Genomic DNA, 13,131 nt, shown 5'->3' with positions numbered 1-13,131 from the left:
TTACATGGGACGCGCCGTCATTCAAGCGTCCTGCGCTTCGGGCAGACCTTTGGCCACTGCTGCCGCCGCCACCGCCAGCGCCGCATAAAGGATCAGCACCGCCTGCGGCCCGATCAGCGCGGCACCGCCACCCGCCAGACCCGCCAGCAGGAGCAATCCGCCGATCACCGTGTTGCACACCGCCGCATAGGCCGACCGCTTGTCCTCGGGCGAGATGTCGACCAGATAGGTCGACCGGCCCTGACGCACGCCGTGGTAGGCGATCATCAGCACGAACAGCGCCGAAGGCATCGCCCAGACCGCCTGTGCCAGCCCGATCTGCGCCAGCCCCACGGCCAGCAGCATCGCCGCCGCGCCGATCACGCCCGTGATCATCAGCACCCGTCGGCTCGACTGGTCGGAAAACCGTCCCCAGACATAGGAGCTGAGAAAGGACGCCGCCGCCGAGGCCAGCACCAGCGCGCCGAGCTGGCCCAGCGCGCCTTCGCCCTCGCCGCCCCCGAGGATCACGAAATAGGGGGGTGCAAGCGCGGTGGAGACCAGCAATCCGCGCACGATGATGAACCGCCAGAGCACCGGGTTGTCCTTGAGCACACCGAAGGACGCGCGCAGATCGCTCTCGCCCTCGCTGTCCACCTCGCTGAGCGTCGAGAACAGCAGCGCCGCCAGCATCCACAGGGCCGCCGCCAGACCGATGGCCGCGATCACCGCCCCCTTGGTCTGCAAGACACCCGACATCAGCAGCAGCGCAAAGACCAACACCCCCACCGAAGAGGCAGAGCCCGCCAGACCGGTGATCGACCCGCGCCGCGCCTCGCCCACCGTCTTGCCCAGAATGTCCTTGTAGGACACCGAACACAGCGCCCGGAACAGCGCCAGCACCGCCAGCGCGGCGCAGACCGCGATGCCTGCCGCCGCCCCCTCAAGCGTCAGCGCCGCCAGCACGATGGCCGCCGCCGCAACGCCCTGCCCGGCCGAGCCGATGACCCACGCCCAGCGCCGCTGCGCCAGCGACTGCACCCACCCCGCATAGAGGATCTGCGGCAGCAGCGCCCCTGCCTCGCGGATGGGCACCAGCGCACCGGCATAGACCGCAGGCGCGCCCAGCGTCGTCAGAAGCCAGCTCAGCACCAGCTTGGGGTCGATCAGCCCGTCCGCGATCTTGGTCATGCTCAGCGACGCGGCGTGGCGCAGACCGTTGGCGGCCTCGGCCTCCTGCGCGCCTTCGGGAAGATCCTCGGCCGGCGCCTCCGCGCCCGAAATCTTGCGGAATGCTTTTCGTGTCGTGTTTGTCTGCGCCATATGTCCCCCGGTCCGCGCCGGACAATGCCGGGCCCGCAGTCGCGTTATCTTGTGCTGTTAATGTTTCATGCTATTGAAAACCATGGATGCCAACGCACAAGACCGCCTTTTGATCCCCGTTCTTTCCGCCTGCAACTTTGTGATCGGGATCGGGGCCTTTGTCATCATCGGACTTCTGGAGCCCCTGGGCGAAGATCTGGGCCGCTCGACGGCGCAGGCGGGCCAGCTGATTACCGTCTATGCCGTGGCCTACGCGCTGCTGTCGCCGGTGCTGGTGTCGCTCACCGGATCTGTGGGCCGGCGCCGCGTGATGGCGGGTGGCATGGCAATCTTTGCCGTTGCCGCGGCGGTGTCGGCGCTGGCACCGGGATACGCGACGCTAGCGCTGGCGCGGGTGCTCGCCGCGGCGGGCGCGGGCATTTTCACACCCGTCGCCGCGGCGGTGGCGGCGGGCCTCTTTCCGCAAGCGCAGCGTGCGCGGGTTCTGGCGGCGGTCTTCTTCGGTCTGACGCTGGCGCAGGTTCTGGGTGTGCCCGCCGGGAGCTGGATCGCCTACACCTTCGGCTGGCGGTGGGCGCTCTGGGGCGTGGTCGCACTGTCGCTGCCCTGCATCGTGCTGATCTGGACGCGGGTGCCCGCGGGCCTGCGGTTCGACCCCGTCAGCATGCGCGATCTGGGCGAGGTGCTGCGCGAGGGGCGCATGATGCTGGCGATCCTGTTTACCGGCACCTTTCTGGGTGCGATGTACGTGCTCTACACTTTCATCGCCCCCCTGCTGAGCGAGACCATGGGCTTTGGCCGCGATGGCATCACGCTGACGCTGGTGGTTTTCGGACTTGGCGCGGTGGCGGGCAACATCCTGGGCGGTGTGCTGGCCGACAGGCTGGGGTGGTACAAGACCCTGACCGCGCTGTGCGTGTCACAGGTGATCCTGATGCCGATGTTCACGCTGCTGCCGGTGGCGGCCCCCCTGTTGTTCCTTTTGTCCTTCGTCTGGGCGGTCTGCGGGTGGTCCTTCATGGCGGGCCAGCAGTTGCGCCTGATCGGCTTGGCCGGGCCGCTGGCACCGGTGGTGCTGGCGCTCAACGCTGCGGCCATCTACGTCGGCGCGGCCCTCGGCTCCGCGCTCGGCGGGCTGATCGTCAGCGGCTTCGGCCTTGCCGCCACCGGCATCGGGGGCGGGATCTGCGCCTTTGCCGCCCTTCTGCACATCCTGATTTCGGCCCGGCTGACACCTTTGCGGCCCCAGCCCTCTTGACGCAGGCCGCCGCTGCGGTCAGACACGCGCCACATAACCCGCAACCGGGCGTCTCGTAGGCGCCAAACCGACGAGGAGGCCCCATGGCCCAGATCACCCTTACCCTTCCCGATGGCAATTCACGCAGCTACGACGCAGGCATCACTGCGGGCGAGGTCGCTGCCGACATTTCCAAATCGCTGGCCAAGAAGGCCATTTCCGCCACCGTAGACGGCGCGCATTACGATCTGGCATGGCCGATCGAGGCCGACGCCGACATCGCGATCCACACCATGGCCGACGAAGAGCAGGCCAACGAGCTGGTGCGCCACGATCTGGCGCATATCATGGCCCGCGCCGTGCAGGAAATCTGGCCCGACACCAAGGTAACGATCGGGCCGGTCATCAAGGACGGCTGGTACTACGATTTCGACCGCGCCGAACCCTTCACGCCCGAAGACCTCGGGCTGATCGAAAAGCGGATGAAGGACATCATCAACAAACGCGACCCGGTGCGCACCGAGGTCTGGGACCGCTCCCGCGCCATCAAGCACTACGAGGATCTGGGCGAGCCCTACAAGGTCGAGCTGATCGAAGCGATCCCGGGCGACGAGCCGCTGCGGATGTACTGGCACGGCGACTGGCAGGACCTGTGTCGCGGCCCGCACCTGCAACACACCGGTCAGGTCCCCGGCGACGCGTTCAAGCTGATGTCCATCGCCGGTGCCTACTGGCGCGGCGACAGCAGCCGCGCGATGCTGCAACGCATCTATGGCGTGGCTTTCACCGGCAAGGAAAAGCTGCGCGCGCATCTCAATATGCTGGAGGAAGCGGCCAAGCGTGACCACCGCAAGCTCGGCCGCGAGATGGACCTGTTCCACATGCAGGAAGAAGCCCCCGGTCAGGTCTTCTGGCATCCCAACGGCTGGATGATCTACACCCAGCTGCAGGACTACATGCGCCGCAAGCAGCGCGCGGGCGGCTACGTCGAGGTGAACACACCGCAAGTCGTGGATCGCAAGCTCTGGGAAGCCTCCGGCCACTGGGAAAAATATCAGGAGCACATGTTCATCGTCGAAGTCGACGAGGAGCACGCCCGCGAAAAGGCGGTCAATGCGCTCAAGCCGATGAACTGCCCCTGTCACGTGCAGATCTTCAACCAGGGGCTGAAATCCTACCGCGACCTGCCCCTGCGCATGGCCGAATTCGGCTCGTGCAACCGGTACGAGCCTTCGGGCGCGCTGCACGGGATCATGCGCGTGCGCGGATTTACCCAGGACGATGGCCACATCTTCTGCCGAGAGGACCAGATCGAGGCGGAAACCGCCGAGTTCATCGCCTTCCTCTCTGCCGTATACCGCGATCTGGGGTTCGAGAAATTCAGCGTGAAGTTCTCCGACCGCCCCGAAACCCGCGCCGGATCGGACGAGGTCTGGGACAAGGCCGAAGCCGCCCTCCTGTCGGCCACCCGCGCGGCGGGGATCGAACCCACGCTCAACCCCGGCGAAGGGGCGTTCTACGGCCCCAAGCTGGAGTTCGTGCTGACCGATGCCATCGGACGGGACTGGCAGTGCGGGACCCATCAGGTCGACTTCGTGCTGCCCGAACGGCTCGACAGTACCTACATCGGCGCTGATGGGGCGAAACACCGTCCCGTCATGCTGCACCGCGCGACGCTGGGCAGCTTCGAGCGGTTCATCGGCATCCTGATCGAGGAACACGCAGGCCGCCTGCCCTTCTGGATCGCGCCGCGTCAGGTTGTCGTCGCCTCGATCACCTCCGACGCCGACGATTACGTGCGCGATGTGGTCGCGGCACTGCGCGCCGCCGGCGTGCGCGCCGAGGCCGACACCCGCAACGAGAAGATCAACTACAAGGTCCGCGAACACTCCGTCGGCAAGGTGCCGGTCATCCTTGCCGTGGGCAACCGCGAGGTCGAGGAACGCACTGTCTCCGTCCGCAGGCTGGGCGAGAAACAGACCTCCGTTCAGGCGCTCGACGATGTGATCGCCGCACTGCGGGTCGAGGCGACGCCGCCCGATCTTCTGTAACATTACCGGCGAAAAGGGGGCTTCGGCCCCCTTTTTTGTTTCAAACCCGCAGAAAGTTGCCGTTTGCGCTGACAGTGGCGTGAAACACGCATCCGTGAGTCGAAATTGCGCGACCCAATTGCTCAACTGCGTGTACAAACAGACCAATTGTCACACCAAAGGGAGAGAGAGACGATGTCTACAACCATGAAAACCCTCGCGATCGCAGGCGCTGTCGCCGCATCCTTCGGCGGTATCGCCACCAACGCAGAGGCCGCCGCCAAGGAAAAATGCTACGGCGTGTCGCTGGCGGGCGAAAACGACTGCGCCGCCGGCCCCGGCACGACCTGCGCGGGCACGTCGACCGTCGATTATCAGGGCAACGCATGGACACTCGTTGATGCAGGCACCTGCGAGGAGATCGAACTGCCCCAGATGGCCGACGGTTCCGAACGCAGCGGTTCGCTGGAAGCGCTGGACCGCGACCTGCCCGCGTGATCTTCGTGCCGGACCCTGTGGATAACCGGGTCCGGCACACCTCAACTTACGCGGGAATGTGATTGATATGTTTGACGAAACGTCCGAACGGTCAAATCTTCCACAGGCTGTGGGTATCGGCTACAAGCCGCGGCATTTCGCCGATCTGCTGGCGGCCCCCGGCCCGGTGGCGTGGATCGAGGTGCACGCGGAAAACTACATGGGTGATGGCGGGCGACCGCATGCTCAACTGCGCGCGCTTTCCTCAGAATTCGCGATCTCCGTTCACGGTGTCGGCCTCAGCATCGGAGGCGACGCTCCGCTGGACCGCGACCACCTCAAGCGGTTGAAAAAACTGGTCGACTGGGCCAAACCGGCGAGCTTTTCGGAACATCTCGCGTGGTCTACCCACGGTGCGGAATTCCTCAACGACCTGCTTCCGCTGCCCTACACGGATGCAACGCTGGCGACCGTCTGCGACCATATCAACGAGGTGCAGGATACGCTGGGTCGGCAGATGCTGCTCGAAAATCCGTCCAGCTATCTCGCCTTCGACGAAAGCACCCTGTCGGAAACCGACTTTCTTGCCGCGGTTATCCACAGAACATCCTGCGGTATGCTGCTGGATGTGAACAATGTTTTCATTTCATCCACAAACCTCGGGCTCAGCCCGCAGGACTATATCGCCGCCTTCCCGCTGGAGGCTGTCGGCGAGATCCACGTGGGCGGCCACGACGAGGACACGGACGAGCACGGCGCGCCGCTTCTGATCGACAGCCACGGCGCGCCAGTGGTCGATCCGGTCTGGTCTCTGCTCGAACAGACGCTTGCGCTTACCGGGCCGCGCCCAATCCTCGTGGAATGGGACACCGATGTGCCCGACTGGCCCGTTCTGCGCGCCGAGGCCGAGCGCGCGCAGGCGGCTCTGGCAGGCGTGGACCGCTGATGCCATGACAGTGTCCCAATCCGAATTCCGCGCAGCGCTGCTGGACGCCGGCCGCCCGGCACCACGGGGCCTGTCCGGCCCCGACGGGGCGCAGGCGGGGCGGCGCTACGACGTCTATCGCAACAACGTCACCGTCTCTCTGATCGAGGCGATGAAGACGGCATTCCCCCTCGTCCGTGGCCTTCTGGGGGCGCAGAATTTCGATACGCTGGTGCCCCTCTATGTGCGGGCGCACCCGCCCCGCTCGCCGCTCATGATGCACTACGGCGCCGAGTTTCCGGAGTTCCTCGACGGGGTCGCGCAGCTGCGGCATCTGGGCTATCTGGGCGATGTGGCCCGTCTCGATCTGGCGTTGCGCGAGGCGTATCATGCGGCGGATGCACGGCCCTTCGATGCCTCCGTGCTCCAGCGCCCGCCGGAACAGCTGGCCCACGTGCGGCTGACGCTCGCGCCCGCAACGCGGATCATCCGGTCGCGCTGGCCGCTCTTTGATCTGTGGCGCCGCGCCCGATCGACCGACGCCCCCAAGCCCCGGCCGCAAGGTCAGAGCGTGCTCGTGACACGGCCCGAATACGATCCCGAAGTCCACCTGCTGCAAGAATCATCAGCGGTCTGGCTTAGCTCGCTGCACGATCTTCCGCTTGGCGAAGCGGTCGAGCGTGCAGAAAAACAGCACCCCGATTTCGACTTCACGCAGTCGCTTAGCCTCGCCCTGCAAAGCCATGCTTTTACATCAGAATAGGCAATCCATATGACCGGCCTTCTCTCCAGATACCGCAGCCTTTCTGCCTCTCTTGATCGGGCGGATTGGCTTTTGCCCACATTGGCGCGGTTTCTGTTCGCCGCGATCCTTCTGCTTTACTTCTGGGTCTCAGGGCTGACGAAAATCGGCGACGGGTTTGCCGGCCTCTTCTCTCCATCGGCGGGTGCCTACGTCCAGATTTTCCCCCGCTTGATGGAGGCCGCGAGCTACGACACCTCGCAATTTGCGTGGTGGCAGACGCTCGTCGTCCTCGCGGGAACCTGGGCCGAATTCATCCTGCCCGCTCTGATCGTTGCCGGTCTTTTCACGCGGCTCGCGGCACTGGGCATGATCGGCTTTGTCATCGTGCAATCGCTGACCGACCTCTACGGGCACGGTGGCTGGACCGATCCCGCCGTCACAGGCGCGTGGTTCGACCGCCTGCCCGACGGAGTGATTCTGGACCAGCGCGCGCTCTGGATCTTTCTGCTGCTGGTGCTGGTGTTCAAGGGCGCGGGCCCTCTGTCACTGGACCGTGCCGTGGCGCGCGGACTTTAGACCGCAAATCTGACCTGCGCCTCGATCTCGGGCGACCAGCCCAGCGACAGCCGGCCCCCTGCCCGGATCAACGGGCGCTTCATCAACGCGGGATGGGCCGCGAGCAACTCCAGCGGCGGTGCCTCGCGCTCCGCGCTGTCGAGCCCGCGCCATGTGGTCGAGCGCGTGTTGATCAGCTGATCGCCGAACTGCTCAAGCGCGTCTTTCAGCAGCGCCTGCGGCACGCCATCCTTGCGCACGTCGACCAGCGTCGCCTCCGGCAACGCCTTCATCGCCTTGCGGCAGGTATCGCAATTCTTCAGCCCGAAAACTTCGATCATTTGTGCAAATCCCTCAAAAATCGATCACATTCTGGGAATTGAGCGGAAATTTTCAATGATATTCTTGATTTTTCGGCCAACCGGACAATGCTTTTATACGTGACGGTGTGTCCGCATTCCGGCCGCACAATCACCCTGCCTCGCGGCGGGAACTAGACTGGAAAAGGAGGCTCGGAAACGATGCCAACGGGAACCGTTAAATGGTTTAATACCACCAAGGGCTACGGATTTATTGCGCCCGACGGCGGGGGAAACGATGTGTTTGTGCACATCTCTGCGGTCGAAAGGTCGGGGCTGACCGGCCTGGCTGACGATCAGAAGGTCAGCTATGAACTGACCGAGGGGCGCGACGGGCGCCAGATGGCTAGCGATCTGAGCCTGCTGTAAGCCGAGCGGCGTGCCCCGGACCCGCGCCGGGGCTCTGCCTCAGTCGAACCCACATCCTTTCGTCCCGACAGGACAATGCGACTGTGAGACATGCGCCCTGCGGTGTATGGTCTGCGCGTGGCTTTTGCGCGGGGCGGGATGGGCCATTGCCTGCTGGTAGGTCATGCTCTGGTTCGGCGTGCCGCAGCAGATCGTTCCGTCGATTGTCACCGGCTGAAGACCGGCGGGGCAATAATTCGCCGCGTGACCGTAGGCGAATACCTTGGCCTCGGCCGATGCCGCGACAGGCAGCAACAGTGCGGCCGCAGAGGCCAATGCGAAAATTCCGTTTCGTGCAAACATTTTGAATGTCCTCGTGGCTGTAGCCTGTTCAGTTTTGCCGAGCGGTATTTTCCTGTCCAGCTTTTTCACCCCAGCGTTGCGGGGAGCCGTGCGTACCCGCGAAAGCGGATGCGCCCGCCCTGCGCGCGGTCATCGGACAGCGTGTATGCCGGATAGCGCGCCAGAAACCGTGAGAGCGCGACGCGCCCTTCCATCCGCGCGAGGGTCAGGCCGACGCAAACATGCGGGCCGCCGGCAAAGGCGAGGTGCCGGTTGGGGCGGCGGGTGATGTCGAATGCCTCGGGCGTCTCAAACACCTCCGGATCGCGGTTGGCGGCACCGATGCACAGATGCAGATTTGTCCCTTTCGGGATCTCGTGCCCGCCGATCGTCACGGCTTTTGCGGTCTCGCGGTTGCCGAACTGGTTGGGCGAGGCCACGCGCAGCACCTCTTCGACCGCGGGGGCGACCAGATCGGGATTCGCCAGCAGGCGGGCGCGCTGGGACGGGTTGTCGTGCAGGAGAGCGAGGCCGTTGCCGATCAGGTTCGTCGTCGTCTCATGGCCCGCGTTCAGGATGAAGATGCAGTTCTGGATCAGCTCGATCTCCGTAAGCTGGCCGCTGTCGTCCCCCTGGATCAGACGGGTCAGGACATCGGTTTCGGGATCGCCCGGGGAGGCGCGGCGCCGCGCGATCAGATCGGTCAGATAGGCCGAAAAGTCGCGCACGGCGGCGTGGCCGGTTTGCAGCTGCGCATCGCTCAGCGTGGGTTCGAGCGCGCCGAGGATGGCGAGCGACCAGTCGCGCAGCGGCGCACGCTCGGACATCGGCACATCCAGCAAGTTGCCGATGATCTGGATCGGGATGGTCGAGGCGAAATCATCGATCAGGTCGGGCCGCTCCGGCATGTCGTCGAGCAGCTTGTCCACGGTCGCGATCAGGCCCGGCTCCATCCGCGCGAGGGCCTTGGGGGTCAGTGCCGAGGTCATGATCCGGCGCACGCGCGTGTGCAGCGGCGGGTCGTTGAACACGAGGCTGGTGGTGTGATGTTCGTAAAGCGGGCTGCCGGGGCCGAATTTCGGCGCGAAGGCCTGACGCTTGTCCGAGATGAAGGTATCGGTGTCGCGGTATATCGCGTTGAGGTCCGCATGGCGCGAGATCACGAAGGATCCGTCGGGCTGCGGGCAGACGGGGGCCTCGCGCAGCAGCCGGTCGTAATGGGGAAAGGGGTTTTCGATGAAGCCTGCGGGGGGATGTGCGAGATCAAACATGTGGCCGAGTTTGGGCGCTTTGCGGCGCGTGTCAATCGCGGGCTGCGCGGTTACCCGTGGGTAACCGCAACTATTTGTTAATATTCACTTATTTTTGCTGAACGCCCCGCACGGTCGCGGGCAATGGCGCCGCTCAGCCCCGCGCGAAGCCTTTGTGGAACGCCATATGCTCGGCCCCGAAGGCGGCCACCCCCGCGCGCAGGTCCGCCCCGGCCGGGCCGAAGACGCTGAACCGCAAGGGGGCGAAGGTGGCAAGGAAACGCTCGGCGAACTGCGCGCCGAAATTGGCGAGGTGGGTCATCGCGGCGGCGTTGTCGGCGTAGCGTTCCAGAGAGGTGACGCGGGTGCCATCGTCGCTGATGTAATATTCGTAGTGCAGCGCGCCGGGCTCGTTCGCCTTGGTGGCCGCGACCATTTCCTCCAGCAGATCGGCCATGCCGTCGGCCTGCCCTGCGGAAACCTCAAGCTCCAGCACCCATTCGATCACGTCGCTCATCGCGGTCCCTCCCCTGTAAGAGGCCGAGCGTAGTCGATGCGGATGCCGCGTGGCAATGGCGGTTAGCGCGCCAGCCAGACCTCCTGCGCGGCATCGTCCCAGCCCAGCGTGTAGGTGGTGCCGTCGGTGAGGACGGGCCGCGCCATGAGGGCGGGCTGGTCCAGCAGCTGCGCCTCGGCCTCGGATTCGCGCATCCACGCGTTGAGGTTGCGGTAGGTCTGAGAGGAGCGGTCGACGAGGGTGTCGCCGAATTCGGCGAGCAGCGTGGCCCATTCGGCCTCGCTCAGCCGGTCGGCGCGCACGTCGCGGAAGGTGACGGTGTGGCCCGCGTCGGTGAGCGCCTTGAGGGCGGTCTTGCAGGCGGAACAGGTGGGCAGTCCGTAGAGGATCATGGCGGGGGCTTTCGGGTTGTGGGCTTCGGGGTGCGTCCGGTGTAGCGCCTCCCCCCCGGCGAGGAAATGGGAGATGCCCTGATCTGGATCGCCGCGCCCGCCCCGTGTGGGGGTGAGGTATGGTCCGGCAAAGCCGGATCAAAAGGTCCGGCGGACCTTTTGAAATGCCGAACGCGGATTTCGAAAGAACTTCGCCGGGCATAGAAAGTGTGACATCATATTAGAGCACCGCGCCCGAACCGAGGGGTGGGCGTCAAGCGCCCGCCCCGTGGGGGCGGTTCGGGCGCTGCCCAATCGGAGATTGGGCATGGGTCGGATGGGTTTTCAGGAGGATGGGTAAAACCCATCCTGCGCGTGGAATTCTCCTACGCTATGCCAACTTCACCTAGTTCATTCCGCTGGAATTCTGTCGATCCACCCCTTAACCAGCCAACCCTTTGGCAACACTTCCACTGTTCGTCTTCGTTTATCGCCATCGTCTTGAGTACTTACTAAAAGTCCGGCTGTTTCCAGTTCCTTAACATGGGATCGCAAAGCCTCTTTGCTTGTAAAACCAAAGTCCTCAAAGTCGCTTGGGGAAAATGACTCTTTACTGCAAGCAACATGGAAAACTTCGATGGCGCGCTTTCCAAGGAAGTCTTTACTCGCTTCGTAAACATCTTCCATCTTGGACTTCAACCAATCATTGAATAACTCCGGGCTCCATTCTTGCCCATCATCTTCAACGTCGGATGCGTGCATGCAGAAGTTATCGGCTTCGCTAAGTACCGCACGAAGGTTCCCTCTGAGCATAGCGAATAACTCTTCGAAATTATCAGCAGTTATTGGTATCCGTGTTTCCTTTTTTTCCTTATAAAAAGAAACCCTTTTATTGAATATTTCAGCAGCTGCTTTTCGATCCAAATCATCAATTTTTATAGAGCTTTGAAGATATCCTGCCATTCTTGGTGACGATGCAACTCCTTCGACAATCCCCATGGCTCCGCAGAGAACCCATTTGAGACCGGGTATCGCGAGAACATCATCCCTCATTGACTCAAGAGCTTCACGCACTGCCTTTGAGGTTTGCAGTAACTCCAAATTATCAATTATACATACTACACCACCCTCAGCTTCGCTTGGAAAAATCAGCTGGACCCAATCGACTATTGCTTTCTCAAGCCCGCTTTTCGCAAAACCCTCGGTGTTATTCGGAATGCCCTGATAGCTCAAACCGCCAATGGGAGTTGAAAAACCGCCGGCGTCATCCCTAATCGAATTCAACCAACGATTAAGCCTTCTATTGTTAGGTGCCCTTGTATAACCCTTTGGAATTGGGAGAATATCTCGTGCCTGAATTAAGGTCTGAGCAACCTCTAGCAATACACGCGTCTTAAATTCATCTGCGGATGAGTGTGCTTCAAGCTGAAAAATCTTCCTACAAGGAATAAACAGGGGGCCATCATTTTCTTTGATTTGCTTTTCGGCTGATTTGTAGACCGCTACGTTAATCACACTCGTCTTACCGACGCCGTTCAAACCCTCAACAGTGACATATTTTGAACTACTGCTAAGACCTTTAATTATTTTTTGCGTCGCTTTATCCCTCCCTACCATCAGGGCTGCACCCTGCCGATTTGCTGGAAGCGCCTTGGTTTCAAACAAATTGTCTTTGAAACCCCAATTACGATATATACTCACCCCAAAACCCCCTCAAATTCCCGCCATTCCCCCTTGCTCATCCCGCTATTCTCCTGCGTGACCTCTTCGCCCGCCAGCATCCGGCGGATGCATTCCAGCGCCTTGCCCGAGAGGGTCGCGCCGCCCAGACGGTAGTCCTCGAAGGCGCGGTAGGCGGCGGGGACCCAGTCGGCGACGACCTTGCAGATGGCGTCGGCGTAGACGCGGATCTCGTATTGGGCGTGTTCGTCCGCGCGCAGGCGCAGGAAGTGGAAGAGGTTGTGCAGGTCCACCTTCCAGTACCATTGCGTGTAGATGTTGGCGGGCAGGTTCATGCGGGCAAGCTCGCGCGCCAGACCGTCCTGCCCGTCCTGGGAGATCATCTGCTCGTAGTGGTCATAGGCGCGGGTGCTGTCGGATTTGAGGATTTCGAGGACGCGGGCGGCCTCCTCCCCCTCCAGCACGCCGCCACGGCCCTGATTGTTGACGACCGATTGCGCGTTCACGTGTTCGGGCGCGGGGATATAGAATTCGCGGTCGAGGATCGAATAGCGGGCGGAGTATTCGTTGACGTTGGCGGTGCGGTGGCGGATCCACTGGCGCGCCACGAAGACGGGCAGTTTGACGTGCAGCTTGATCTCGCACATCTCGAAGGGGGTCGAGTGCCAGTGGCGCATCAGGTAGCGGATCAGCCCCTCGTCGTTCTGCACCGATTTCGTGCCCTTGCCGTAGGAGACGCGCGCCGCCTGACAGATCGCGGCGTCGTCGCCCATGTAGTCGATGACGCGGATGAACCCGTGGTTGAGCACTTCGTGCGCGGTGTAGAGATGCGCCTCCATCCCGTCGGATACGGCCCGCAGGGTCGGGCGGGTCTGGCTGCGCAGGGCGTCGATTTCGGCTTGTTGCTCGGGCGAGATGGGCATGGCGGGTGTCCTTTGAGCGGGGGCGAGGATTCGGTTCTGACTATATCTGGCGGATGGTGCCAGATGAACC

General features: G+C 63.0%; 15 protein-coding genes. 7 read left to right on the top strand and 8 right to left on the bottom strand.

The features are described from left to right. Positions 1 to 21: 21 nt before the first annotated feature. A complete protein-coding gene (locus ABMC89_RS00745; protein ID WP_349564183.1) occupies positions 22 to 1,302 on the bottom strand; it encodes an MFS transporter in 1,281 nt (426 codons plus the stop codon). A 109-nt stretch (positions 1,303 to 1,411) separates the two neighbouring features. On the opposite strand from ABMC89_RS00745, the gene ABMC89_RS00740 reads away from it, so the two are divergent. From ABMC89_RS00740 to ABMC89_RS00715, 6 genes are all read left to right on the top strand, one after another. Beyond that, positions 1,412 to 2,560 (top strand): MFS transporter, encoded by a 1,149-nt coding sequence (locus ABMC89_RS00740; protein ID WP_349564182.1) that lies wholly within the window; start codon positions 1,412 to 1,414, stop codon positions 2,558 to 2,560. A gap of 83 nt (positions 2,561 to 2,643) precedes the next feature. After that, the gene (gene thrS / locus ABMC89_RS00735; protein ID WP_349564181.1) at positions 2,644 to 4,590 is read left to right on the top strand and encodes a threonine--tRNA ligase; all 1,947 of its coding nucleotides are present in this window, start codon (positions 2,644 to 2,646) and stop codon (positions 4,588 to 4,590) included. A 174-nt stretch (positions 4,591 to 4,764) separates the two neighbouring features. Beyond that, on the top strand, positions 4,765 to 5,067 hold the full coding sequence (locus tag ABMC89_RS00730) for a BufA1 family periplasmic bufferin-type metallophore (protein WP_349564180.1): 303 nt from the start codon (positions 4,765 to 4,767) through the stop codon (positions 5,065 to 5,067). A gap of 67 nt (positions 5,068 to 5,134) precedes the next feature. Continuing rightward, positions 5,135 to 5,992, top strand: a complete 858-nt coding sequence (gene bufB, locus ABMC89_RS00725) for an MNIO family bufferin maturase (RefSeq protein WP_349564179.1) — start codon at positions 5,135 to 5,137, stop codon at positions 5,990 to 5,992. Positions 5,993 to 5,996: 4 nt separating this feature from the next. Beyond that, positions 5,997 to 6,734: an HvfC/BufC family peptide modification chaperone gene (locus ABMC89_RS00720; protein WP_349564178.1), complete on the top strand. Its 738-nt coding sequence runs from the start codon at positions 5,997 to 5,999 to the stop codon at positions 6,732 to 6,734. Between the two features lie 9 nt (positions 6,735 to 6,743). Then, positions 6,744 to 7,292 (top strand): DoxX family protein, encoded by a 549-nt coding sequence (locus ABMC89_RS00715; RefSeq protein ID WP_349564177.1) that lies wholly within the window; start codon positions 6,744 to 6,746, stop codon positions 7,290 to 7,292. On the opposite strand, the gene ABMC89_RS00710 is transcribed toward ABMC89_RS00715, so the two are convergent. Then, entirely contained in the window at positions 7,289 to 7,609 is a 321-nt protein-coding gene (locus tag ABMC89_RS00710; protein ID WP_349568484.1) for an ArsC/Spx/MgsR family protein, read from the bottom strand. The two genes, ABMC89_RS00715 and ABMC89_RS00710, sit on opposite strands and share 4 nt — an antisense overlap. A 183-nt stretch (positions 7,610 to 7,792) precedes the next feature. Here ABMC89_RS00710 and ABMC89_RS00705 point away from each other — a divergent pair, with 183 nt between their 5' ends. Further along, entirely contained in the window at positions 7,793 to 7,999 is a 207-nt protein-coding gene (locus ABMC89_RS00705) for a cold-shock protein (RefSeq protein ID WP_349564176.1), read from the top strand. A 39-nt stretch (positions 8,000 to 8,038) separates the two neighbouring features. Here the strand turns inward: ABMC89_RS00705 and ABMC89_RS00700 are convergent, their stop codons facing one another. The 6 genes from ABMC89_RS00700 to thyX all read right to left on the bottom strand — a co-directional run bounded on the left by ABMC89_RS00700 (position 8,039) and on the right by thyX (position 13,061). Next, positions 8,039 to 8,341: a hypothetical protein gene (locus ABMC89_RS00700; protein WP_349564174.1), complete on the bottom strand. Its 303-nt coding sequence runs from the start codon at positions 8,339 to 8,341 to the stop codon at positions 8,039 to 8,041. 65 nt (positions 8,342 to 8,406) lie between these two features. After that, on the bottom strand, positions 8,407 to 9,591 hold the full coding sequence (locus ABMC89_RS00695) for a cytochrome P450 (protein WP_349564172.1): 1,185 nt from the start codon (positions 9,589 to 9,591) through the stop codon (positions 8,407 to 8,409). A 133-nt stretch (positions 9,592 to 9,724) separates the two neighbouring features. Continuing rightward, positions 9,725 to 10,087: a putative quinol monooxygenase gene (locus ABMC89_RS00690; RefSeq protein ID WP_349564170.1), complete on the bottom strand. Its 363-nt coding sequence runs from the start codon at positions 10,085 to 10,087 to the stop codon at positions 9,725 to 9,727. Positions 10,088 to 10,149: 62 nt separating this feature from the next. After that, positions 10,150 to 10,479, bottom strand: coding sequence for an arsenate reductase family protein (locus tag ABMC89_RS00685; protein WP_349564168.1), 330 nt, complete (start codon positions 10,477 to 10,479; stop codon positions 10,150 to 10,152). Positions 10,480 to 10,869: 390 nt separating this feature from the next. Further along, positions 10,870 to 12,159 (bottom strand): hypothetical protein, encoded by a 1,290-nt coding sequence (locus tag ABMC89_RS00680; RefSeq protein ID WP_349564166.1) that lies wholly within the window; start codon positions 12,157 to 12,159, stop codon positions 10,870 to 10,872. After that, positions 12,156 to 13,061, bottom strand: a complete 906-nt coding sequence (thyX, locus tag ABMC89_RS00675) for an FAD-dependent thymidylate synthase (protein ID WP_349564164.1) — start codon at positions 13,059 to 13,061, stop codon at positions 12,156 to 12,158. The genes ABMC89_RS00680 and thyX overlap by 4 nt, the downstream gene beginning before the upstream one ends. Positions 13,062 to 13,131: the final 70 nt, after the last annotated feature.

Source organism: Sulfitobacter sp. HNIBRBA3233 (assembly GCF_040149665.1).
GTDB classification, from domain to species: Bacteria; Pseudomonadota; Alphaproteobacteria; order Rhodobacterales; family Rhodobacteraceae; genus Sulfitobacter; species Sulfitobacter marinivivus.
This window is presented reverse-complemented; position numbering and strand designations above follow the sequence as displayed.

Bases quoted from the DNA above. Each gene is read 5' to 3' on its own strand.
- ABMC89_RS00705 (WP_349564176.1), top strand. From the start codon at position 7,793: ATGCCAACGGGAACCGTTAAATGGTTTAATACCACCAAGGGCTACGGA.
- ABMC89_RS00730 (WP_349564180.1), top strand. From the start codon at position 4,765: ATGTCTACAACCATGAAAACCCTCGCGATCGCAGGCGCTGTCGCCGCA.
- thyX (WP_349564164.1), bottom strand. From the start codon at position 13,061: ATGCCCATCTCGCCCGAGCAACAAGCCGAAATCGACGCCCTGCGCAGC.
- bufB (WP_349564179.1), top strand. From the start codon at position 5,135: ATGTTTGACGAAACGTCCGAACGGTCAAATCTTCCACAGGCTGTGGGT.
- ABMC89_RS00700 (WP_349564174.1), bottom strand. From the start codon at position 8,341: ATGTTTGCACGAAACGGAATTTTCGCATTGGCCTCTGCGGCCGCACTG.
- thrS (WP_349564181.1), top strand. From the start codon at position 2,644: ATGGCCCAGATCACCCTTACCCTTCCCGATGGCAATTCACGCAGCTAC.
- ABMC89_RS00720 (WP_349564178.1), top strand. From the start codon at position 5,997: ATGACAGTGTCCCAATCCGAATTCCGCGCAGCGCTGCTGGACGCCGGC.
- ABMC89_RS00685 (WP_349564168.1), bottom strand. From the start codon at position 10,479: ATGATCCTCTACGGACTGCCCACCTGTTCCGCCTGCAAGACCGCCCTC.
- ABMC89_RS00715 (WP_349564177.1), top strand. From the start codon at position 6,744: ATGACCGGCCTTCTCTCCAGATACCGCAGCCTTTCTGCCTCTCTTGAT.
- ABMC89_RS00745 (WP_349564183.1), bottom strand. From the start codon at position 1,302: ATGGCGCAGACAAACACGACACGAAAAGCATTCCGCAAGATTTCGGGC.
- ABMC89_RS00695 (WP_349564172.1), bottom strand. From the start codon at position 9,591: ATGTTTGATCTCGCACATCCCCCCGCAGGCTTCATCGAAAACCCCTTT.
- ABMC89_RS00690 (WP_349564170.1), bottom strand. From the start codon at position 10,087: ATGAGCGACGTGATCGAATGGGTGCTGGAGCTTGAGGTTTCCGCAGGG.